Here is a 23,370-nt window from a genome sequence, read left to right as displayed (position 1 = left end):
GCGTTTTGCCGATCCCTTTTTATAATTATCAGATATCTATATTGTTATAATTTCATTTTTTGTTTTCATAAAACCTACCCCCTTTAAAACAACGACATTTGTATGGCCGTGGGACTTTTGTTCCGTCTTTTTCCCCGTTTAGTGTATGCCTTTCTGCCTTCGGTCACCACCCAAGCCAACTCCAAATGACTTATCAGGTGTATCCTTATCAAAGCTGCAATAGTTGAGAACGCTTTCTTGCTTTCATTCACCACCTGGATGACTTGAAGCAACAAATGTGCGATCAACGTGCACCAAACCTGCGTTTTTATACCATTCTCCGTATCCGAATAGAAAAAATGCAGTTGAAAGTTCTGTTTCAATTTTTTGAACGATAGCTCGATAGTCCAGCGATACTTGTAAATCAAAGCAACCTCTTGGGGCGTTATCGACCAATTGTTGGTTATGAACTTATATTTTCGTTTCTGCTCATCTTTATAATGAACCAATCGCAAACAAACCGTTTTTACCTGCTTATCTTGTTTGTAATCCAAATGGATGTGTTCGACCTTGTAAACGCCGAACTCTTCTTTGGAGAGCGTCCTTTCAAACAAAACCTCCTGCACCTGCACTTTGGCATTATCCTTCAAGCGACAAACAAAATTCACGCCCTGTAGTGTCCATTCAGCAAATTGCAGGTAGTAATTATATGCCTTGTCAAAGACCAACATGCTACCCCTTCCGGGATTTAAATGTGCCAGGAACTTCTTGTCATGCATTTTTGCCTCGCTGATCTTGGCAAAAACGGCCGTCTCCGTGTGCACGTCGGTCAGCATGTGTACTTTCATGCCTCCTTTTTTCTTGCCTTCACCCTTGGGGTTGCGTCCCACCCCTTGCATCACTTGTGAAAAAAGGGTCATCGTGGTGGAATCGAAAGCGTAAAACTCATCGAAACTGACGTCTTTTTTTCGGCTGACCGATAAAAGCGGACGAAAATAGGATATCAGGGCAAAATAATATAGCCTGAAAAGTTCTTCATCACGATCACGCAAAGCGTCGCCCGCCGTGCTCTTTGCAGGAGCCACGTCCATACCAAGGTAATTCAGCTTCCCACCCAATGCCCGCATCCCGTCACAGACTTCCCCCATGGAATCGCAACGTGAAAAGATGCCGAAGAGCATCACTATAAGCTGTTCCCAAGAAAAAAATGTTTTATAGTAACGGTCGCTCCCGCACTTCGACACCAAGAGATCAAATTCATCTTTTGGCAACATTTTCACAATTTGTTTGAACAGTGGCTGACCGACTAAATTTTTTGACTTATCTTTGCCCATGGTTGGAAATTTAGTTTTTAGACAATCCAAATTTACAACTTAGGGACGAGACTTCGGTTAAGTCCCTATCTTTTTTGCGCCTTATTTTTTAGTCGGTCAGTACTGTTTATTAAACATTGCCTCGTAATGAGGAATGGGGTCGAATATGCCCCCGCCTGTCTTGAAATACTCTTTGCCGGTATTGTAAAATCCTTCGTTTACTTCTACCCAGGGAGCTTGATGCCTCGGGTAATATTGTTGCATCTTTTTCCAGTTCACATAGTTTTGGTGCCCATTACTTTCGATTAAGCCCAATTTTTCCAATCCCGGGAAAGAATGAAGACGTGCCGCGATGTTTTTGTTCCATTCCAGCAACACAGGATTCACTGTTAGATCAGCACAAAAACATGGAATATTCCGGTCGTTAGCCGCTTTAGCTATTTTCAGGGTCATGCTCAAGGTTTTGGCAATGGGCTTTAGTGCAATCGCACCGTACCCCATCTGAATTCGCTCGAGGGTATCTTGTTCCGTGTGCGCGCTCTCGTCCGCGGCCAGACGAACCGGTATATCCGACACATCCATTTCCAGTTGTTCAGGAAAAGGCTCCTCTATAACCACGATCTGGTCAAATGCACCTATCTCTTCAGCGTAATCCAAAAACTGATTCAGTAACTCTTTTGTTTCGTATCTGCCGTTTGCATCGAAATAGTAGGGCAATTTTCCATTTTGGGTATAGGGAGTTTGAATATTCTTCAAAACCGAGTGTATTTCCAATAACCGCTGTTTGTCTTTTTCTAACATCACTTGCTGGCTTCCGGATTGACCTATCTTAATTTTCATGAAGAAATAGCCCCTCTCCACTTCTTCCCTAAGTTTTTCAGGAGTTACATTGTATGAAATGAGTGGGATAGCTGCCAGCTTTTCGTGTTTTTCTGAGAAAGTAGAGGCGTATTCTGTCGGGATTAATTCATCGAAAGTGGTGATTCCATTTTCTTTCGCGTAAAGTAGCCAAAGAGCATTGTCGATAGACACCAAGGAGTTTAAGGCAAACGTTTTTCGTAAATTTGGGCTATTAGTGATGACTTCTCCATATCGATATATCTCCTCGAACAAGGGATCAATAATATCCATGGGAGAGGAGAATGAAAGGCCTCGGAGTAATTGAAGGGCTCGTTCCGTTAATGCATACATACTTGCATTTCCACCCGCTTCTGAACTCGATGAAAACACATTTTCATCGGACCACAACACACTCTGCGTCCCTAAGCCGATGGAATGGTGTCCATTTTCGCTCTTCAAGTAACTGACGGATTGCCATAACTCCGACAAACAACCTCCCTTAAAGCCAAAAGGACTTAGCAGAGGCTCTCTTTCAAATTGTGAATCAACTGATTCAATCTTAATCGTTCCCTTTAATGAGTGAAGAGCGTTGTTAGTCATAGCGTTATTGTAGTAAGTTTCTCATGGCAAGGTAAGCCATCAGCCCCATCCCGAACTCAAGAGCCTCTTCATTAATCTCCAAGGTTGAAGTATGCAGGCTCCCATTGGTTTTATCCTCGAATCCCGTTCCAAGCATGTAATAACACGCATCAACCTGTTGAGAGTAATACGCGAAATCATCGGATGCCATCCATATATCCGCTTCTAATACATTTTGCGGTCCGGCGTATTCTTTCATAAAAGAGTGGATAGCATCGGTCAGTTTCTCGTTGTTATAAAGCGACGGATACCCTTTTTTGATATCCACTTCGCACGAACAATTAAGCCCGGAAACTATAGAAGAAGCCATGTTTTTTATAATTCCATGGGCCCTATCTCGCCACGATTCATCGAAGGTTCGGAAGGTTCCCTCCACATGTACCGAATCGGGGATAATATTAATAGCACCGTTCACGATGACTTTTCCAAAGGAAAGAACCGAGGGAATCCTCGGATCGCTATGCCTACTTATTACCTGCTGAAGGGCGACGATCATCATAGATGCAGCGATAACAGGATCCCGATTTTCATGGGGCTGAGCTCCGTGCCCTCCTTTTCCTTTCACCGTAATTCGGATTTCATCCATCGAGGCCATCATTTTTCCTTTACGGATCGCTACTTTTCCGCTTGTTAACGAAGGCATCACATGCTGTCCGATAATTGTCTGTACCTTCGGGTTGGATAATGCCCCTTCTTTTATGAGTTTAGTAGCACCCCCGGGCAGAATCTCTTCCCCGGGTTGAAAAATCAGTTTGACGGTCCCTTTAAATTCGCTTTTTAATAGCTGTAATATTCGTGCAACACCCAAAAGAGAGGCGGTGTGAACATCATGCCCACAAGCATGCATCACTCCAGGATTGATGGATTGGAACTCGAAACCCGTCTCTTCCTGAATCGGGAGCGCATCGATATCGGCACGCAACGCGATGATTTCACCACTATCCGGTTGGTTTTCGATGGTAGCCAGCACACCCGTGTTTGCGATAGACACCCAGGGGATACCCAATTCGTCCAAAGATGCTTTGATGAATGCCGATGTGCGGTACTCTTTGAATGAAAGTTCCGGGTTTTTATGCAATTCCCGTCTTATCGCGATCACATCATCCTTTATCTCGGATGCCATCATTTTTATTTTATCATGCAGTTCCATTATCTGATAAAATGAATTCTTTCACGTACTCGTCATCCGTCCACTGTTTATATTGAGCCGTTACCCGGTCTAGTTCCTCGGTTTGACCCGGCGATAGACGTTCATTTGGATTCAAACACCATACTCCATCCATTAATCCCTGTCGACGCAGTATTTCGTGAATGCCCGAGATAGATCCTTTGAAGTTGAAGCCAATTATACCGCTTTTTCGTTTTCATTTGTAGTGCGGGTTTAATAATTGCTGTTTCATTTCAATAGCCATCCTTTCGCCTAATTCTCTGGCAGATTCACTATCTAAATGTGTGCCATCGCCATTGTGATTTAAGTCTCCTGCCGTGGCAATAGCCGTGTGTGGAATTAGGTCCGGCAATTTTTTTAATTCACGGTTGATTAACATATAATTGTCTCTGTAATGGCCTAGCTCCCCGGCCACGAATGGAATATTTGGGTTGGCACACTCGTTCCGAAATCGGTCGATTAATTCCTCAAGTTTTTCGATATAAACTGCTGCTTTTTCTTGGTTACTGTCACCCTCTCCCTGGTGCCATACTATCCCTTTTACAACCCCTGATTTCATTGCTGCATGAAGTCTTGCGATCGCGTCGTCGTACGGGTAATATTGGCCATTGTAAGCATCTTTTCCCGGCTGCCACATATCGATGCTCGTTCCGCCTACAGCGCAAGGGATCAATCCTATTCGAACCTTCTTGTCTTTTTCGGATCTCATCATCTCTTGGGCAAACGCTAAACCCGGCCCAACTCCGGCGATGTTAGGCTTGTCGAAATGGAGAGGATCTTTTGCTACTACCCATTCATTCTCTTCGGTTAGCATCAATATCCGCGGATTGTCAGGGAAAGAGAGTGAGTCGATCGCTCCCCTGCCGGCCATGTTTGATTGCCCGACCAATAAGTATAGATGAAAATCAGGATCCGGCGTTTTTTCGGCCGTAGCCAGCGCCTTACAAGATCCTAAAAAGAGAACCAAAACAAGTAGTAGAAAATTTACTGGTTTCATTTTATATAATCCTAACACGGCATGACTCGGGATTATCGTGATCATTCCCGCTATGCTTGCATTTTTCAGAAAATCTCTTCGGTCCATAAAATTTATATTTTTGAGTTGGTAAGGTTCAATCGAGATTCTAAAGGCATATTATTTCAAAAACCATTCAAAAAATGAATAGATAATTTCATTTGAATGCGCATCGGGGCTATGTTCCGCTCTATTACTCATGGCAACCCGCTGGGTATATCCTAGTAGATTGTTGACCGCGATGGTGTGGTTCAGTGGAATCCACCTTTCAATAGGATCAGATGAGCCGCCTGAGACCAAAAAAGGACGTGGTGCCATAAGCGCGTGTAATTCGTGCAGGTCGAATCCTTCCTCACGCAATCTCGGATAGAGTCCTTTGGCTTGCTCTCCGGTTTTGCTCCATATTTTTTCCCAGGGAGGAGGGTAGTAGCCCAGGTACCACGGTTCCCAGTAGTTAACCGCCGATCCCTTGGTTTCGTCGAATACGATGCCCGGATCGCTCCATGCCGCAGCGGCGAACTTATCGTATAGGCAGGATGCAAACATGGCCCATTTCCCACCGTAAGAATGTCCCACTATACCGATTTTATCCGCGTTAACATCGTCCATTTTTGCCAATGCTTCTAAGGCATTCGAGGCAGCATATGCCAATAGGGATAAAGGTTGAATGTCTGCATCTTCTCTGGTAGGATAGTACATAGAGTAGGTCCTGTTTTTTGTCGTTTCCGAAGTACCCAATGATAATGTAACGAATCCTCTTCTGGCTAATTGATATGCAAAGTCCCTGTATGGTTTCCCTCCTATTCCAGCGGCGGTTTCAGGCTCATAAAACACGGAAATTACAGCCGGCTTCTCTCCTTCTTTGTCAGGTACAAATAAGTAACCTTCGGTCTGTTCATTTGGAGTCCAATAAAATCGCACTCTATAACGCGTAAAAGATTCTATCTTCTCTTCATCAACAATATCAAACTCCTGCTCTTCTAGTATCGAAGGCCATTCGCCCATCATATTCATCCACCGTGAGCGAATTTCATCACGACGTTTTGTCCAATCTTCCTTCGTTTCCACGGTTTGCCCATCATAAAACATAAGTGGAGATCGGTAATCACCCAGTTGATCTTCTAGATGTTCCGGAGGTTTAAAACAGGAGGATAGGTTACTCCAGGCGTTGCTTTTCCTCCTATATTCGTGATAGTACGATTGACTAATTGCATGTTCTACAATAAACAGGCAAACGAGCAATACGATATAAGAGATGGAGGTTTTCAACGGTTATACTTTAATAAAAATCTTTTTCTTGTACATGAAGTACAATACCAGCCACGACACGAATACGGTACAAAGTCCCATTACCGGGGCTTCGTACGGGCCGGCTAACTGCCCCACCCATCGAAGGCCTGCCCTGGCAATATAGGAGTAGTTAATGAAGATTGGCGATAAGTAGATAAATATCGAGTTCATGCCAATTACTCTAAAGAAGAAGGACCATTTATAATACCCCTTGATGTCGATGATGTAGTAAAAAAGAGCGAACAACAATAGGCTAATACCGCCTGTAAGTACTGTATAGGAGCTCGACCACAAGTTTTTATTGATCGGGAAATCAAGATTCCAAAGGAGTCCCAGCAAAATTAGTCCCACGCCGGCAATACAAAACCACAGCGTCTTTTTGATCGGGGCCATCGGGTGTTTCTTTAAAAAACTTCCCGCGAGCACTCCCAGTAGGGTGGTGGATACTCCCGTGATGGTACAGAGTAAACCCACGGTATCGTGAATTTCTCGTGACAATACTCCCGGTAACACGATCCGATCGAAGTAGGAGGCAAAGTTACCCGCTTCCGTGAGGTCACCCGCCGGGAATCCGGGAGCCGCGGTGAATTTCAATAACAGCCAATACCCGATAAGCAACGCCCCATACCATACAATTCTGGCATTGGGTTTAGCGTATAAATAGATGATGTTCGCGAAAACATAGCTTGCACCAATTTTACCCAGTACACTCGCGTATCGGTATTCCGTGAGAGGCCGTAACTCAATTCCTTTCGTGTTGTAGATGATGCCCAGTAATATGAGTATGAGGCCCCGCTTTACGACCTTCCACAATATTTGCTTGCGAGTTCTTCCGCTTTCCAGTTGTTTGTCGATAGAGAAAGGGGATGACATGCCCGACAGGAACATAAACAGGGGGAAAATCATATCCCATAGCGTGAAACCATTCCAGTACGGGTGTTCGAACTGAGCGGCGAACCCGCTCCAAAATGGTGTGTTTTCAATGGCAGCCATACGAACTATCACGCTGCCAATTCCCATAATCCAAAACATATCAAAACCCCGGAGCGCGTCAATGGAACGCACCCGGGATTTATCTCGCGTGATAGCCTCTTTATTCATAGAGCAGGATATATGTTATACTTTCATTTCCCAACCCTTTGCATAATCTCTTTTCCACAGTTTGTTCGCTTCTCTATCTTTCACGATAGTACCTTTTCTTTGATCGATATTTAACGATCTTCCTACCCGGTGTGAAATATTAGATAGCTGTACCAATTGTGTACTTATGCATGCTTCGGTGAGGGGAGAGTTTAATTTTTCTCCTTTACGAATGGCGTCGAAAAAGTTTTGGAAGTGGTATGCATCAAGGCTTTGCGTGGGATTCACCAGGTTCCCTTCTTCGAATACCATCTTGCTATCCACGTGTTTAACCAGTTTATTATCCAGGTCAAACACCCTGTATTCATTACCGCCTCCTATCGTGAGGCTACCTTTATCCCCGTAGAAAGTTACTCCACTGCCATGTCCTGATATACTTGAACGAACGCAGCTTTGGCTTTCCCAGGTCATCACTTTGCCGTTGGCAAACTTGAAGTTGACCAGTTGGGTGTCGGGTGTTTCCCAGTCGTCCTGATAGTGGTACCTGCCACCGATGGAATCCACCGACACGGGATAATCGAGCTTCATGCCCCAGCGAAGAAGATCCACAAAGTGCATGCCGTTATTCAGTGCTTCACCGGTTCCCCAATGCCACACCCAGTGCCAGTTGTAATGAACAATATTGTCTTTATAGTCGACGCGAGGGGCAGGCCCTTGCCAAAGTTCCCAGTTCAGCCAATCGGGGGGAGAAATAACATTTCCGGTTCCCATGGAAGGGCGTTTGTTGTAATACCAGCTTTTCCCGTAATGAACTTCACCAATCACGCCATCGTGGATCTCTTTTATGGCATGTGCCACGTTTGGCCATGAACGGCGTTGGTTGCCGACTTGGACTACCTTCCGGTACTTTTTTTCAGCAGCGATCAAGATTTCATTCTCCTCGGGGCTATGGCTGGTTGGCTTTTCCAGGTAAACATGCTTTCCTGCTTTCATGGCCATCAATGCGGCCGGAGCGTGCCAATGGTCAGGAGTAGCTATAAAAACAGCATCGAAATCGTTCGATTCCAGCATCTTTCGAATATCCTCATGCCCTCTTGGCTTGTTGCCGGCTGCATCTTGAACCGTTTTAATTCCCTTTTCTATCGCTCTCGAGTCTACGTCACAAATATCGGTCACGACGCAACCCCGCTCCTTTTCGTTGGCGAATCCTCTAGCCAACGCGTTGCCTCTGGCATTTACACCAATACCCGCGATGCGGATGCGATCATTAGCACCCACGATGTTTCGGTAACTCGACGCGCTGAAGCTGGGTAAAACACCGCCTACTTTACTCGCGGAAACCGCGGCAGTTCCTATGGCTACATTTTTAATAAATTGTCTTCTTGTTGTCATATTGTTATATTTTTCAAACGTTTTTTATTGTATTACTCTTTGATTTTAAACGATTTTTCTGTTTTCTGCGTCCCAAAACATTTGACGTTTTTCAAGATATGAACGGTGCGCCATTAAGCAGGCAATCCCCTCTTCGTAGGCGACCTCTATGTTCGCGCTGGTAGTTTTATTTTCTCGGATGCAATCCAGCCACTCGCGCACGTGCAAATGGGTAACGTCAATTTGCCGTCCATTGATCACCGTGTTGGTCAATCCGCGATCAGCGTAGTACTTTTCTGAAGCAGAAGTCACCGCGTCGATTTGTCCGGCACCGGGATTGAAAGTAAGCATGGGTGATGAAGTTTCAATTAACCCGGATGATATCCCTTTCCTGTACTGCGTTGAGTTTCTATCGACCGTTATTTTAATGTTGTTCCCGAGTTCCATTGAAGCGTCGTGCCCCATGAATACACGTCCCCGGCTTCTACTGGATGCCAGATTCCCGCTATATAACAGGGTTAAATCTTTATCGGGGTATTCAAATACGCAATGCAGGCTATCGGGTATCTCTCTATTGTCTTTCCAATAGTATATCCCTCCCGATGAGGAGACCGAATGAGGAATGCCAATTCGCATGAGTTGATTTACCGCGTCGAACTCATGGGTAAATAGCTGGCCAATTAATCCGGTACCGTAAGCAAACCATTTTGTCCAGTTGTAGAACCGGTCGACACTGAAAGGCACATAGGGGGTGTTCCCTAGCCATTGTTCCCAGTCGATGCTCTTTTCATCGCCCGGCTTTAGATTCCCGTCCGCATCTAAATGCCGGATCCAGGCACCCTCGGCGGTATTGCGATTACTGGTGGTCTCAATCAGGGTAATCTTACCCAACACGTTCTTGTCGATAATCTCTTTTGCCTGTTTGAAAACGGTACTCTGCGTTATTTGATGGCCCAGCTGGAAAGTAATATTGCTCTCTTTTACCGTGTTGTATAATAAGTTCAACTCTTCCTCGGTGTGCGCGACACTTTTTTCAAGATAAACGTGTTTTCCTGCCCTAACGGCATCAATTGCCATGAAACCATGATGATGATCCGGTGTGGAAATAATAACCGCGTCAATATCTTTGTCGGCAAGCATATCTTGGTACGTGCGATAGCGTTTGATAGGGAGCTTCGATGCCCCGTGACGCAGGCTGTTGTTAGCGATGGTCATACCATGTTCAGCGTGCAGATCGAATACATCGCAAATTCCAGTAATAGCAACGCCAAGATCCTCCTGTTCAAGCCAGCTCTGCAGGCTATTATTGTTTTTTCTTCTTTTTACCTCCTCGGGGTGCATGAATCCGAGAGCAGCAGAGAGCTGTTCAGCGCGACGCCCGAATCCGATTATGCCTACCCGAAGAATATCGGGGGAACCCTTTTTCCCGTAATCGGGAATAGGGAATTCCATTTTATCCAGGCCAAGTTCACGTGTGATACGGTCCCTTTTACCCGTGTCGTGATTGATTTTCTTGAACAATTCGTAGCCAAATATTCCGGCAACAGGTATCCCCGCGAACGCTTTCAACGCGTTTCGCCGCGAAATGTCTTTTGCCGGCTTTTGTTCAGGCTTATCTTGCGAAGGTTGGCTCTCGAGGTTCTCCCTCTCTTTCTTGTTACTATCTTCCATAATGGAGTTTTCCTTTCTTACGAGAATAGATAAAATAATCTAATCCGAAAATTTTATTTGTTGGAAACAGTATCAATCCAAAAAGCGCGATCGCTTCTATGAGTGTTCTATTTACCACCAAATTGCTTCCATCGGTAGGAAGCGTGTATTCATATCCAACGAGGGGGGGCACGGATAAGTAATAGATAAATATCAAAATGGATCCGGCGATAGCGGCGGGCTTAAAAAGGAACCCAAATAGAATACCGAGCCCAATTAAAACCAGTCCCCACACGTTTAAAAAGTCGACGACGGCGAGTACATCGGCGTTCGAAATAATCCAACTTGAAAGGCCTGATAAGATACCTTTCGACTCTTGTAGAAAATTAGCGGATGTCCACTGGGGATTGAGTACTTTTGATATCCCCTCGTACAACACGTGCCATCCTATCGCGAATCGTAGGACCAGTAAAAAGGCCAGTTGCGATTTCGTGTATGTTTTTTCGCTATTCATTGTTGTCTGTTGTTCTGGCCTCCTCTACTGCCTTTGTGGTGATGAAATATTTTGCCAACGTGTTTGAAATTTCCCACTCCGGCATATCACGATCGACCAAATATTGGAAAAACCGCTCGGCCACGTACGTGAAATGCGACTCATGTCCCTCTCTGTTTTCTCGGGGAATATTGACCAAGTACGACCCCTCGGATCCGGTTTTCGAACAAGAGATAAAGGGATAGTTCGCTTGTAATTTGTTAATGGACTTCGTTAAATTCTCTTCGAAAGCACTCTTGTCGATATCATTCGGTCGTTGAACATACAACTGTTTCACGAACCCTTGCTCTCTGTTTTGTTCTGTCCGTAGTATCGCCTTGGTGCCCTTTATTTCGGATACGAAAGTGTCGCCACCTCCCTCGGGCGCTTCCCAATTCCAAAGGACTTTCAAGCCCACGTGGCTACCCTTTACATCAAAAACGACGGTGCCGTTGGCAAACACCTTTAATAACCCATTGTCAAGCTGTTTTTGCAAATAACCCGGGAAACTAGCTTCCCCGGTTGATCGCTTGAATTGAGCAAGGGTGATCTCCGTGGCCCAGTGCGTGGATGATATATTCCCAACATCCTGTTGATAGTTGATCGGCTCAGCTGGGAAGCATTTCCAAAACAGCTGATCAATTAAGTGGGTGGTCACGTCGGCAATTCCTTCTCCCTGTTGTTCTACATCGTAATACCAAGCGGGACGAATCAGCGGGGCACCTGACACCTCTTTGTAAAAATGATGAACGCTTTCCATGTAAACGGCAGGATCATCCGGTGTTCCCGGTTGTAACTCCCCGAAAAGATCGGAATCGTTGATCAGCTCTCTTTCAATTATGTTAAGCATATCGTATCGCTCGGTCATCATATCATAGAGCATCACGTTTTTCGAATCGGCAACTTGGTATGCCTCTTCCAGCAAGCGGAAATCTGCAGGGCTTATCGCCATTGGCTTGTCCGATAACACGTTTACCCCCGCCTCTACGGCGGCCCGAATATACTCGGTTTTATCCCGGTTATTCCCCGCGAGGACAACCACGTTTCCTTTTTTATCGGATACCATCCTTTCAAGAAAATCGTTACCCGTGTAGAGGATTGTATTCCAATGAGTAGGATCTTGTTCCCGTTGGTTAAATGATTCGATCGCGGAGAGATATTGGCGCAGTCCGGCATCTTCGGCGGCTGCATAAACCTGCACCGAGTCATTCACTTGCTCCATCCTGCTTTTTTGAAGCAAGCTGGCATGGAAATGACCCGGCGCGAGGATAATTAGTTTTACCTCCCCCGCTTCTCCCGTAAACACTGTTTGATTCATGTCCGTTTTATTGGTTTTCCCGGTACAGGATACCAATAAAAGAGTTATAGCAGCGATGATGGTGAAACATTTTTTCATTACAAGAAGTTATTTTAATTTTCGGATTAGCTTCCGAGCATCTTTCGCTCCCTTTTTAAAGGTCTCTTCCATTGAAACTATCTTTCCCTTCGCGCCTTTACTCTCGTCAGCAGCTTCAATAAAGGTGAAGATTTCCAATGTCTCTTTTTCACTCACCGGGGGGATCCCGGTCGTGAAGAAGTTTAATATCTCTCTCAATAAGGGTTCATAACCTTGGTATTTACCGGTCGATACGATCCCTTTATCGGTGAAAGCATGCCCATCGTAAGGCCTATGTCCTTCCCGGATGGCTCTTACGGTGCCGATTCTTCCATCGTCCCAAAGACCTACAATTACATCCGATCCTTCGGAGGACATCCGGTTCACGGATACACACCCCGTGCCCATTACGGTGAACAGTGCCTCAATGCCGTGGATACCATACCATGCCATATCGGCATGCGACGGTTCAAGCGTCCCGGGCGTGTACGTGTTAACACCTTGTACTTCCCCCAACTCTCCATTGCGGAGTTTTTGGCTCTCCGGTACATATCTCAAGGCAGAGGAAGAGAAGATGGGAACATTGTATTTTTTGGATAACTCGTAGATAGCGATAGCTTGGGCCAGGTTCGCGCCTATTGGCTTGTCAATAAACATGATTTTTCCTGCCTTGAATACCTCGTAGGCCTGTTCCAAATGCAGATTGCCGTCGTTCGTCTCCAGCAACACGCAATCTACCTTGTCCAAAAGTTCCGGGATGGAAGAGACAATCTCCACGCCCATCTCTTTCACTTGCTCGATGTATCCGGGGATACGATCGTAGCTCGATTTAATGGACTTGGATCCATACGGGTAGGCTGCCACAATCTGAAAATCTTTATATTCCTCCTTTTTATCCGCTCCATTTATAAATTTGGTAAAAGCGATGGAGTGGGAGGTGTCCAACCCGATTATCCCAATTTTCATTTGGGCGTGGGATACAAACAAAAATCCCGATAAGAGTACCGATAAAATAATTCTTAACTTCATAACACCTGTTTTTTGTTGATTTCTTCTACGAGAAGCAACATTATGCTTCCTCGGTTTCTAATAATGACGCGCTATCACGGTCTAAGTAGAGGATAGCACCTTTTTTTGTCCTCAAGATAGAGGCGGGGCACGCTTCGCTGATCTCACCGTTCAGGGTGTGATTTACTGCCTCGGCCTTATTCAGCGCGGGAACCATGCAGAACATCTCTCCTCCGCGTAATAACCCGGGGATAGTAATCGTGATGGCATGAGTAGGCACCAAGTCGATACCCGTGAAAAGATTCTCATTGACTTGCTGTTGCCTGCAAGGCATATCCAGTTCCACGACCTTTACCTGCTTGGGATCTTTAAAGTCCGCCACGGGAGGATCATTGAACGCGATGTGCCCATTTTCTCCAATGCCGAGACATACAATGTCTACCGTGTGCTGTTCCAAAAGCTTGCTGTATCGCTTGCACTCCTCCTCGGGATCGTCGGCCTGGCCGTTTATAAGATGCACGCTTTTGAGAGGTACATGATCGAAAAGGTTACGTTTTAAAAAATTACCAAAACCTTGCGAAGCTTCTTTTTCTAACCCGATGTATTCATCCATGTGAAAGGCGTTGATCCTATTCCACTCGATTGCCTTGTCCGCGATCAACTCCTTCATGAAATCGCTTTGTGAGGGTGCTGCCGCGAAAATCATGTTTATCTCCTCTTTCTGTTTAAGTAACCGTTGAATGGAGTCCGATACATTGATCGCGGCTTCTTTACCCATCGCTTCGCGGGTATGAAAAATTCTAACTTCTAACATTCCTTTCGTGAATGTAACTACATCTGAACTAGCTGTTGTGTATGACATTTCCTTCTATGATTGTGTATGAAACATGTATATTATTGTCGAAAATAACGAAATCCGCGTCTTTCCCTTGCTGGATTGATCCTTTCTGCTGATCGATTTTCAAGATACGAGCAGGGGTGAGGGTCATCATTCTAACTGCCTCCACCAAAGGGACTTCTGCTATCTCTACCATGGTGCGAACTAGCCGGTCGGTAGTGGCCACGCTACCGGCAAAAGCCGTGCGGTCGGGTAATTTAGCTACCCCATCCTCGATGATCACCTTCTGCCCTTTTTCGAGGCTACCCAAGATCGATTCCCCGTCTGGCATTCCCGCCCCTCGCATCGAATCGGTACAAAGGGCGGTTTTGTCGGGCCCCTTGAATTTATAGACGAATTGTAGAAGCGATTTCGGTAAATGTACGCCGTCGGCGATGATTTCCACGTCCATATCGTCTATTAAGTAAGATGCCTCAACAACACCCGCGTAACGATAGGCGTTCCTCCGGGTGATGGTGGACATACCGGAATACAGATGCGTGGCAAGGGTGAAGCCGGCGTCAAACGTGTCGAGTACCTCTTCGTAGATAGCGTCGGAGTGTGCCACGGCAGTGAGGATACTTTTCTCCCGAAGTACCTTCCCAAATTCTAACGCACCGGGCAGCTCGGGAGCCAAGCTCCACCGAACAATATCATCCGATGCTTCCAGTATTCTATTGTACTCTTCCGGCTCGGGATTGCGTAGATACTTAGGGTCTTGAGCACCTCGTTGATTATACGCGAAGTAGGGGCCTTCGAGGTGGAGGCCTATAAATTTAGCTCCTTTTTTATTCTGTTTTACAGCCTCCTTGTAGGTGGCAAACATTTTAATTAACTCCTCGGTTGTGCTGGTAAGGGTGGTGGGTAGCAGTGCGGTAGTGCCATGTTTCGCGTGCGTTTCCGCGGCACCGAGGAATGCTTCCACGGTTCCATCCATGAAGTCGTGGCCACCACCGCCATGCGTGTGGATATCAATGAAACCGGCGGAAACGTAGTTGCCCTTCGCGTCGATCACCCGATCATCTGCAGACGGTGTTACCTGTTCCGGTTTTACTATGGCTGTAATTTTTCCTTGTTCGCATACGATCGAAAGATTCTCTTCTATTTTATCGGGAAAAATCACCTTCCCATTTTGTATTATCGTTCGTTGGCTCATAATTTATATCAATTAATTTGATTTGTAAATTTGCTGATTTTATTCAATTATCACATCAATTTTTCTTCCAGGACTTGATGCGGTATCCCCATGCGGCGTACCATACGATATAGGCAAAACAGGGGATCAAGATCCAGTAGGCATACTTCATCGACTCGAAAGCAGGTAACGTCGCGTTATTCAGTTCGAAAAACGCGTTGTAAACGATGGGCATAATGGCACTTCCACTCAACGCCATTACCAAAAATGCTGATCCCAAGTTGGTGTATTTTCCTAAGCCGCTGATGGCGAGGGGCCAAATACCCGCATAGAGCAACGCGTTGGGGAGCCCCATCATTACCAGGTACCAAAGCGAAATATCGGTGCTTATTCCCAGGAAGTTCACGGTTCCCGTGGTGGTAATGATTAGAGCAGACAAAATGAGGTTGATGCTCGCGCAGATTAACAACGCGTTCCGCTGTTTTAAATATTTTGGAATGAGGGCAATTCCTAAGAAGTAACCCACGAATGTGAGAAGCATGGTGTAAGACGGAATATTTTGTGCCGGCCCAGCCAGGCTTTCACCCATGGTTCCCGCGTATTGGATGCTCGTCCCCAAAGCGATCATTTGGGTGCCAATATGAAAAAACATGGCGAGAACGCCAAGTAGTAGCGCAGGGTATTGGAAGATCGATTTCCGAGACTCTTCATCCTCCGTCGACTGTTTATTGACCACGCTGGGATCCAGTTCCGGAAGCGGCGAGTAACGGATTATGACGCCAAAAATGAACAAGGCGATACCTAAAATAAGGTAGGGGGTCATAACCCCTTGTATCAGCGTGCTTAACGCCGCATCTAAATCTGCCCCCGTATACACGCCTGCTTCAATTTGCTGCATGAGTTCGCGATCGGATTCGCGGATTACCACGGCTGCAAATATCAAGTTGGCGATTACGCCGGCTAGCTTGTTGCCGGTTCCCACGATGCTCATTCGTTTCGCCGCGCTCTCGATGGGGCCCACGATAGTGACGTAGGGGTTTGCCGCGGATTGAAGAATCGCGAGGCCCACTCCCAGTAAGAAAAGTCCCAGTAAGAAAACTTGATACACCCGCCAGTAGGCAGCCGGCACGAAAAGAAGGGCACCGATTGCCATGCACCACAAGCCATACATCATTCCTTTTTTGTAACCTACTCTATTGAGTAAGTAAGAGGAAGGAATAGCCATAATCAGGTAGGCAATGTAAAACGCGAACGTTACCAAGTAGGATTCAAAACGCGATAACTGTAGTGTTAACTCGAAGTAGGGGATCAATATGGTGTTAACCCATGATACCAACCCAAAAATAAAATACAAAAGTGCCAGTATTATCATCGATTTGATGGTGGTACTTTTGTCCTTGACATGTTTGATTTCCGGAATACTGCTCATTATAATACGTGTTATATTTCGTGATGAGAATAAAAACAGGCATTTATACGCCTTTATTACACAAAAGTATTTTTTAACGGGCTGAATATTGCTTTAAAAGCGTAATGTTGATTTCAAAAATCGTTATAGGATGTCATCCATGAATTCTTTTCGGTATTCGGTGGGGGTACAGCCCTTTAATTTTTTAAAGATTCGAGCGATATTCTTGCAATCATTAAATCCTGATTCCAGCGCCAAGTCGAAAAGGGTTCGGTCGGTAGTCAACAGCAAACGAGCGAAATAGTCGATCCGGCAACTCAAGATGAACTGGTAAATGGAGGTTCCCATCTCTTCTTTGAATTTTACTTCCAAGTTTCGCCGCGATAAAGGTACAAGCTCGGTAAGTCCCTCGATATCAATATTAGTAGTGAAATTGTCCTCGATGAAATTGACAACCTGAGAAATATACTCGTTCGTGATATCATACTTTTCCGTGGATTTACGAAGCTCGAACCGTGTAGGGTTGATTATAATATTAAAGGGTTCTTCGATCTCCCCGCTTATCATACGGTCAATCAATCTCCCCGCTTCGTAGCCGCCTTTTTCCACGTCTGTCACGATCGATGAAATGGGAGGGTCGGAAAGGTGGCATATCAACTCATCGTTATCCACTCCCATGAGCGAAATTTCTTCCGGAATTCGAATATTATTAATCGTGCAGCTCTGCGATACCCTTAACGCGAAGCTATCGTCGCACGCGAACAATCCTACCGGCTTGGGAAGTGAAAGCAACCAATCGTCAAGTTTCATGTGGCTGGTGTCCCAATCTTCACCGTTCAAGTTCTCTGTTTCAAAATAATAGTAGTTGAGGTTCGCCTTTTCTGCTTCCCGCCGAAACCCTTCGCCTCGCTCCCGCGACCATATCACCCCTTTGTTACCATAATATGCAAGGTTGCGGTAACGCCTTTTAATGAAAAAGCGTGCAGCCATTTCGCCCGTGCCAATGTAGTCACCGGTGAGGTTCGAGAAATAGGGGCTCCGGGATTTGTAGTTCTGGAGGATGATGGGGATGTTTAACGTGGCCAGTAGGTTCGTGTCTTCGTGGTCCCACCGGGCAATGATGGCATCGGCTTTCCACTCTTTCGCCCATTCCACGATACCCTCTTTGCCGTACAATGTTTTATAGTAGGTGGGCAGACGATAAAATATCCATGGCCCATGGTCGTTCGAGTACTGGATTAATCCTTTCAGCAGACGGCGGCTAAATTCACTGGAGTAATCAATTAGAATTAGTATGCGTTTCATCAGAATGGGCCTCCTCGATCATTTAAAAGAAATAAGTTGTTCATATCACGGAAAACAATTGATTTATTTCTCAAATATAGTTGAGTCCGCTCTGAAAACCCCGTTTTTTCAAATTACTGAAAAACGCAGTTTCGCCGGAAAAATGTGATTACTTTTATTGACTAAGAATATATTTACAATAATGTACATATTGAAACATAAATTAGCTATATCCTGAGGCAATTTTTGCCCAAAAAGTGCTCTTTGACATATTTGCGTGATATATCTCACTATTCTGACGAAGTTTATCCACAATGAGCGGGAGTAAGCCCATAGTTTATGCTTGGCAAGGCTTCTGTATCGGCTCTTGTCGTTGGAGTAATGGTAACCTAACTGGAAAATACTCGCTTCGACATTGTTCCTGATATTGGTTTCCTCTATCGGGATTTTCTTGAGTTTCTGCCTTAAAGCGGAAACCCGAAGGCTATCCTCATCGAAATACCGATAATCTCCTTTTTCAGTTTTGATCCTCCATTTCCTTTTCGTCTTGTCTCCCCGGGGTTTTACCGGGTACGATTGTACTAGTTCCCCCGTCTTGTTATCTTTGACTATCAGGTTGCTATCGTCATGTTCATCCAGGCGGATGTCATATCTCGGCATCGCTCCCTGAATGGCAGTGATCACCATGTCGATGCCGCTTTCATCGCTTTGGCAGTACTCCCGGTTCTCGGCACTGTTGTAAGCCCCGTCGGCATGCACCTTCTCGATCTCGCCGGTTATTACTTCCCGTGTCTGTTCCAGGGCTTGCTGAAAGAAACCGTTGTCCGGGGCTGAAACCTCCTTTACCCGCGTGTCGGTGATCAGGTTCAACGCCGCCTCTTGACCGTCACGTTCCTGATCGCATGTCTCGGTGATGTTCACCGAGTACCCCTTGACCTTGTTGCCGTCCTTGTCGCGGTAGTGGCAGTCGGTGTCGTGGGGCGACTGGATGGATTTGGCGCTGACCTTCTCATTTTCAAGAGGGAGGATGGTTTTATCGCTGCTTACCACGTATTGCTGTTCCAAGACAGTCTTAAGTGTCCCGTACATCCCGTAGTCATATCTTTTGAAAAGTTCGATAAAGCGGTACATCAGCTTGCCCAATTCTACAAAGCGGCTGTCGATCTCAGCCTTGGTGCTGCGATATACCACCTTGTTTCCCTTTTCACTCCTGATGCTTTCAATCAGGGAAAACATCTCTTTGGAAAGACTCTTTTTAAAGATATGCTCCTCTCTTTCAGCGATAAAGAGGCGGAGGGTCTCGTGAACCAGCTCGTAACGCGAGTACCAGGCGATGTTGCTGCCGATCAGCTTGCTGTCCATGCGTACCTGCTTGCCGCTTACCTCGAACTCCAGTATCTGATCCCTGGTAATTTGGGCCTGGCATTTTTTGAACAAGTCTTCACCGTGCTCCCTGGCATATTCCACCAGCTTGCGGCGGAACAGATAATAAGTGGAGGGTACCGGTTCGGCGTCTTCCAGCGACATTAATCCTAAAGCGCTGCGTACCAAAAGATTGTACTGACAGTTCTCGAACAACTGTTCGTCGCTCCAGCCTTAGCCCTCTTTGAGGATCATCATGCCGATCAAAACGCGTATGGAAGCATTGGGAGCGCCATTACCTTCTGTATAGAGCACACTGAAAATGGACTCATCTACTCGCATTACAACCTGTTTTCTGAACTGGTTATGCCAGGAGTCCTCTTTTAGGAATTTCTTCCTCTTGGAGTCCCTAAAGTACTCCGTTGGCGAAGAAAACAGATCCAATTGAGTATGGATGTCTGATTTTTTAAACATTTCATGCAGTTTTAGACACCGCTAAGATAATGAATAATAATGATATACGCAAATATTTCAAAGAACTTTTTGGGTGAATTTCACCTGCTTTATAAAATTTATTGTACAAAAGAATTATCAACTAAATTGTCCCGCCGACTTTTCGGAGTGGACTCATCTATAGCATATTATATTATCAAATTATTCAATAATTTTATCACTTTATAAATCTCCGAATATGCCTTCAAATCCTCTGGCGATTCCTTGCAGAGTTGACTCAATTTTTCTGAATTTGACATTGCCCGTTCCAAATCGCCATTCTCTGTCAGGTATTTATAGAGGTTGGTGCGTATGAAATACCGTTTTGTCTTTTCATACCCCGGCATATATTTCTGCAATTCGGGAAGCAGTTGGTCGTAACTTTCATATCGCCGACAGGCCACATTAGGCAAGAAGTGGAGCAGAAACCAAAATTCCGTGCAAGGATTCGTTTCTATAAACATCACCTTTCCGGCATATTTCTTCTTGCTATACTCTTTCTTTGCTCGTTGGTACAGTTGCATTTCGGATGGAAACTGAAATAGTCTGTCCATATCAAACAGGCAAACGATATAATCATACTGCTTGTTAAGATAGGACTTTACTAATTTCAGAATATGTTTTATGTCACTGTGCTGCGGAAAGTCAGGCGCAACTTTGAAAGGATAGCGACACGCAATCCTCAGAGAATCGAAATAAAACCATTCCGTTTCTCCCTCGCCTATGATGGCGATACTTTTTGTTACTGTCCGCCCCATATCATTAGTCATTTAGGTTGATATACTGGCTACCCAAGAACGGCAACTTTACCAATTTTCCCTGCTTGTAAGCATTGTATGGGGAAAGATTCTTATGCAGTCCCAAAGAAGACAGGCGTACTATTTTAGTTTCGCCAAATTCGTCTTTGTCGGTGAACCATATCGTATCACGGCGAATGAAATCCTCGTTGAGAAGATTGATGTCGTGTGTGGTAAGGAGCATTTGGGATGTTCCGTTACTGTTTGCCAGAAAGACTTTCAGGAAATAAGCCAACAGTTCATAATGAATACTTGTCTCCACTTCATCAATGGGTACAAACCGATTGGTCTTTAACAGGAAATTCAGTATCACCGCCATTCCCAAGAACCTCATGGTGCCATTGGACTCGTATTCTTCCGACAAATCATATACTTTATCGCCCGCCTTATGCTTGAAGGTCAGTTCCGTATTTGTAATTTTCCCCTTTCTAAGCATTTCAGCCTTTGCATCTTTATCAATAGGGGCATTCTGAATCAGTTGTTCCAATTCAGGGGTAATCAGCTCTTCCTCTTCATGTAATACCACATCTTCTATATTGAAATCGGACGCTTTCAGGAAATTTAAAATGAATTTCTTCAAATCTCCTGCCTCGTCTTTATCCAATCGTGATTTGACATATCCCGAAAGCAACATACCGGGTGCCAGTACATCTTTTACCTGCTTGGCAAAATAATCGTACACATCATTCAGCCTTGTCCGTTCTACGTTGCTTTTACCAAATGCGGCAAGCACACTGCAATTATTGATAGTGTTGCCGGAAATTACATCCTGGCTTTTCTTTGTCATTTTCAGATTTACGCCAAAGTCGATAGTCGAGGAATCTGTCGCAGCATCATAACTTCGGTTATACAGCTTGGTCGGGCGAATGGAATCATAAACAATCAATGTCTCGGAATAGATATGCTTTGCATCCAATTCAAAACTAAGGATGTACTTTGACTGATTGATATAGAACACCATTGACATCTTTGTCTTTTCGTTTCTTGAAGTGTCATCCAACATGAAAGGGACAACCCCGGTTTTCTCAGTCCTGTCTTTAGGCATTCTCAAAACCAGCATCTTGAAAAATTCGATGGCATTTAATATATTCGTTTTACCGGAAGCGTTGGCACCGTAGATGATTCCCACTTTCAGCAATCTTACCCCGTCCTTAACTTCATACGAATATTCATCAGACATAAAAGTATCTGCCGATGGCTCAAAACTGATTTTCTGAGTTGATTTAATGGAGAAAAAATTCTCAATGCTGAACTCTGCTATCATAATCGTTGATTTTATCTATTGTACGGTGCAAATGTACAAATAAAATCTCATACAATAAAATATAAACGCGATTATCGTAGGAAAATTACGCTATATAAATATAAAATCAACGGATGGCTATTTATTAGAGCTACAAATTAACTACCTGATTATCTCTGGAAAGTTTTGATCGATTTGAGGACGGTAAACGAATGTGGTTTATGCAGCCGGAGAAATTAATTATTCAAGTTTCGCAAGTTGCTAACTTGCCGATTTTAGTTCATAAAAGTTGATAAAGTGAGCCAGATTATCCGATTTATTAATGATTGCATCGAAGATCTCTTCCTCTTCAATGGAGAAGATCCCGGTCATGATTTTCACCATTTCGAGGATAATACCCCATATCCTCTCCGTTACGGAGAGCTCCATGCCAGAGTGTTGCACATCCCTGAAGATTCCGCCAATGGTCTCATAACTGGTGAACCTTTTGGCCAGGGAAAGCAAATTGTATTGCAAGGCCGTGATCGTGGTTGCGGCAAGCTGCGCAGCAAAGTTCCGGGACTGGCACTTGCCCATACCCAGCAATCCCTTGGTTTCCTTGAAGAAGACCTCGAGGGAGCAGCGCATGGCATAAATCCGATAGGCTTCCAGGAACTCCAGGGAGAGGTTGGTCGTCATTATTCCATTCCAGGACTCCTTTTTTCTCTTCACAAAATAGAGACGTACATCTGTGCCCGCAAAGCGAACGTCAGCGGTAATATACTGACAACCAAGCTTGCGGCTCCTTCTGGCTTCACCCCTGGCTTCAAGCAGATTGATCAGTGCCCGGGCGGTGAGTTCCTTCCCTTCAAAACCGTACCTGGTAACTCCCTTCTTCCCGATCTTGATCATACCCAGGTAATGGCACTTTATGTGCCGGGCACGTATGAAGCGAATCACCTCCGAGCAGGTGAACCAGCTGTCGGCAAGCAGGTAGTCAAAGCGGATGCCCTTGTTAATGGCTCGCTTTATCATGGTTATCATCAACTGGATCTTGCTCTCCCCGTACTCTTTTGCCCGCGTTACAACGGGGGACGCTTCATCTCTATCCTTGGTAAACCGCGATTCGAGCTCCTTGTCGCTCATGCTGAAGTTGTTCTATTCTACTCCCCACTTGTCAGACCATAGGATCTCGTTTTTAAGTTTAGTTCGTTTCCATTGTAAACCACTCTCTGTGCCTGGAACGGGTTCTGTCAAGGCCGACCTTTAGGTCGCTTGTCACAGCCTTGACAGGTTCCGGGACAGGCATTACCTTTGTTTGCAATGGAAACGAATCAGGCTGCATACTCATACCAGGAAAAGGGCGTTTTTCTATCAAGGCTTTGATGCTGTCGCCGGTTGTTGTAATAGGTGATAAACTTAATCAACCCTTTTCGCAGTATGTTGCCGTTCCCGGCCGGACAAATATAGACCTTAAAAATCTCATTTAAAATTCCCAACTCAAGTTAATAGTTTTCAAAGCGGAATTTCTCT

General features: G+C 45.1%; 19 protein-coding genes. All 19 read right to left on the bottom strand.

Annotation, left to right across the window (positions count from 1 at the left end; genetic code table 11):
* Positions 1–83: 83 nt before the first annotated feature.
* The 19 genes from ING2E5A_RS13915 to ING2E5A_RS13820 all read right to left on the bottom strand — a co-directional run bounded on the left by ING2E5A_RS13915 (position 84) and on the right by ING2E5A_RS13820 (position 22,983).
* Entirely contained in the window at positions 84–1,313 is a 1,230-nt protein-coding gene (locus ING2E5A_RS13915) for an IS4 family transposase (protein WP_071135906.1), read from the bottom strand.
* A gap of 96 nt (positions 1,314–1,409) precedes the next feature.
* On the bottom strand, positions 1,410–2,732 hold the full coding sequence (locus ING2E5A_RS13910) for an enolase C-terminal domain-like protein (RefSeq protein WP_071137922.1): 1,323 nt from the start codon (positions 2,730–2,732) through the stop codon (positions 1,410–1,412).
* Between the two features lie 4 nt (positions 2,733–2,736).
* Positions 2,737–3,921: a M20 metallopeptidase family protein gene (locus ING2E5A_RS13905; protein WP_071137921.1), complete on the bottom strand. Its 1,185-nt coding sequence runs from the start codon at positions 3,919–3,921 to the stop codon at positions 2,737–2,739.
* Positions 3,922–4,135: 214 nt separating this feature from the next.
* Positions 4,136–5,023 (bottom strand): sialate O-acetylesterase, encoded by an 888-nt coding sequence (locus tag ING2E5A_RS13900; RefSeq protein ID WP_154670095.1) that lies wholly within the window; start codon positions 5,021–5,023, stop codon positions 4,136–4,138.
* Positions 5,024–5,074: 51 nt separating this feature from the next.
* A complete protein-coding gene (locus tag ING2E5A_RS13895) occupies positions 5,075–6,184 on the bottom strand; it encodes a prolyl oligopeptidase family serine peptidase (protein WP_394332608.1) in 1,110 nt (369 codons plus the stop codon).
* Positions 6,185–6,226: 42 nt separating this feature from the next.
* Positions 6,227–7,264 (bottom strand): acyltransferase family protein, encoded by a 1,038-nt coding sequence (locus ING2E5A_RS13890; protein ID WP_231960396.1) that lies wholly within the window; start codon positions 7,262–7,264, stop codon positions 6,227–6,229.
* Between the two features lie 96 nt (positions 7,265–7,360).
* Entirely contained in the window at positions 7,361–8,716 is a 1,356-nt protein-coding gene (locus ING2E5A_RS13885) for a Gfo/Idh/MocA family protein (RefSeq protein WP_071137919.1), read from the bottom strand.
* Positions 8,717–8,761: 45 nt separating this feature from the next.
* Complete coding sequence (locus ING2E5A_RS13880) at positions 8,762–10,366, bottom strand: Gfo/Idh/MocA family protein (protein ID WP_071137918.1); 1,605 nt, start codon at positions 10,364–10,366, stop codon at positions 8,762–8,764.
* On the bottom strand, positions 10,356–10,859 hold the full coding sequence (locus ING2E5A_RS13875; protein ID WP_071137917.1) for a DoxX family membrane protein: 504 nt from the start codon (positions 10,857–10,859) through the stop codon (positions 10,356–10,358). Before ING2E5A_RS13875 ends, ING2E5A_RS13880 begins: the two co-directional genes overlap by 11 nt.
* Entirely contained in the window at positions 10,852–12,273 is a 1,422-nt protein-coding gene (locus ING2E5A_RS13870) for a putative oxidoreductase C-terminal domain-containing protein (RefSeq protein ID WP_071137916.1), read from the bottom strand. Before ING2E5A_RS13870 ends, ING2E5A_RS13875 begins: the two co-directional genes overlap by 8 nt.
* 9 nt (positions 12,274–12,282) lie before the next feature.
* On the bottom strand, positions 12,283–13,281 hold the full coding sequence (locus tag ING2E5A_RS13865) for a Gfo/Idh/MocA family protein (protein ID WP_071137915.1): 999 nt from the start codon (positions 13,279–13,281) through the stop codon (positions 12,283–12,285).
* A gap of 40 nt (positions 13,282–13,321) precedes the next feature.
* The gene (locus ING2E5A_RS13860) at positions 13,322–14,122 is read right to left on the bottom strand and encodes a glucosamine-6-phosphate deaminase (RefSeq protein ID WP_071137914.1); all 801 of its coding nucleotides are present in this window, start codon (positions 14,120–14,122) and stop codon (positions 13,322–13,324) included.
* Positions 14,103–15,293 (bottom strand): N-acetylglucosamine-6-phosphate deacetylase, encoded by a 1,191-nt coding sequence (gene nagA, locus ING2E5A_RS13855; RefSeq protein ID WP_071137913.1) that lies wholly within the window; start codon positions 15,291–15,293, stop codon positions 14,103–14,105. The genes ING2E5A_RS13860 and nagA overlap by 20 nt, the downstream gene beginning before the upstream one ends.
* A gap of 55 nt (positions 15,294–15,348) precedes the next feature.
* Positions 15,349–16,701: an MFS transporter gene (locus tag ING2E5A_RS13850; RefSeq protein WP_071137912.1), complete on the bottom strand. Its 1,353-nt coding sequence runs from the start codon at positions 16,699–16,701 to the stop codon at positions 15,349–15,351.
* Between the two features lie 123 nt (positions 16,702–16,824).
* Complete coding sequence (locus tag ING2E5A_RS13845; protein WP_071137911.1) at positions 16,825–17,985, bottom strand: AraC family transcriptional regulator; 1,161 nt, start codon at positions 17,983–17,985, stop codon at positions 16,825–16,827.
* Positions 17,986–18,093: 108 nt separating this feature from the next.
* Complete coding sequence (locus ING2E5A_RS13840; RefSeq protein WP_083373365.1) at positions 18,094–19,542, bottom strand: hypothetical protein; 1,449 nt, start codon at positions 19,540–19,542, stop codon at positions 18,094–18,096.
* Between the two features lie 425 nt (positions 19,543–19,967).
* Complete coding sequence (locus ING2E5A_RS13830) at positions 19,968–20,576, bottom strand: RloB family protein (RefSeq protein WP_071138385.1); 609 nt, start codon at positions 20,574–20,576, stop codon at positions 19,968–19,970.
* Between the two features lie 4 nt (positions 20,577–20,580).
* Complete coding sequence (locus tag ING2E5A_RS13825) at positions 20,581–21,879, bottom strand: AAA family ATPase (protein ID WP_071137908.1); 1,299 nt, start codon at positions 21,877–21,879, stop codon at positions 20,581–20,583.
* 240 nt (positions 21,880–22,119) lie between these two features.
* On the bottom strand, positions 22,120–22,983 hold the full coding sequence (locus tag ING2E5A_RS13820; RefSeq protein ID WP_071137907.1) for a transposase: 864 nt from the start codon (positions 22,981–22,983) through the stop codon (positions 22,120–22,122).
* Positions 22,984–23,370: the final 387 nt, after the last annotated feature.

This window comes from Petrimonas mucosa, assembly GCF_900095795.1.
Taxonomy (GTDB): domain Bacteria; phylum Bacteroidota; class Bacteroidia; order Bacteroidales; family Dysgonomonadaceae; genus Petrimonas; species Petrimonas mucosa.
The sequence above is the reverse complement of the archived record's forward strand: the minus strand, read 5'-3'. Positions and strand labels throughout refer to the sequence as shown.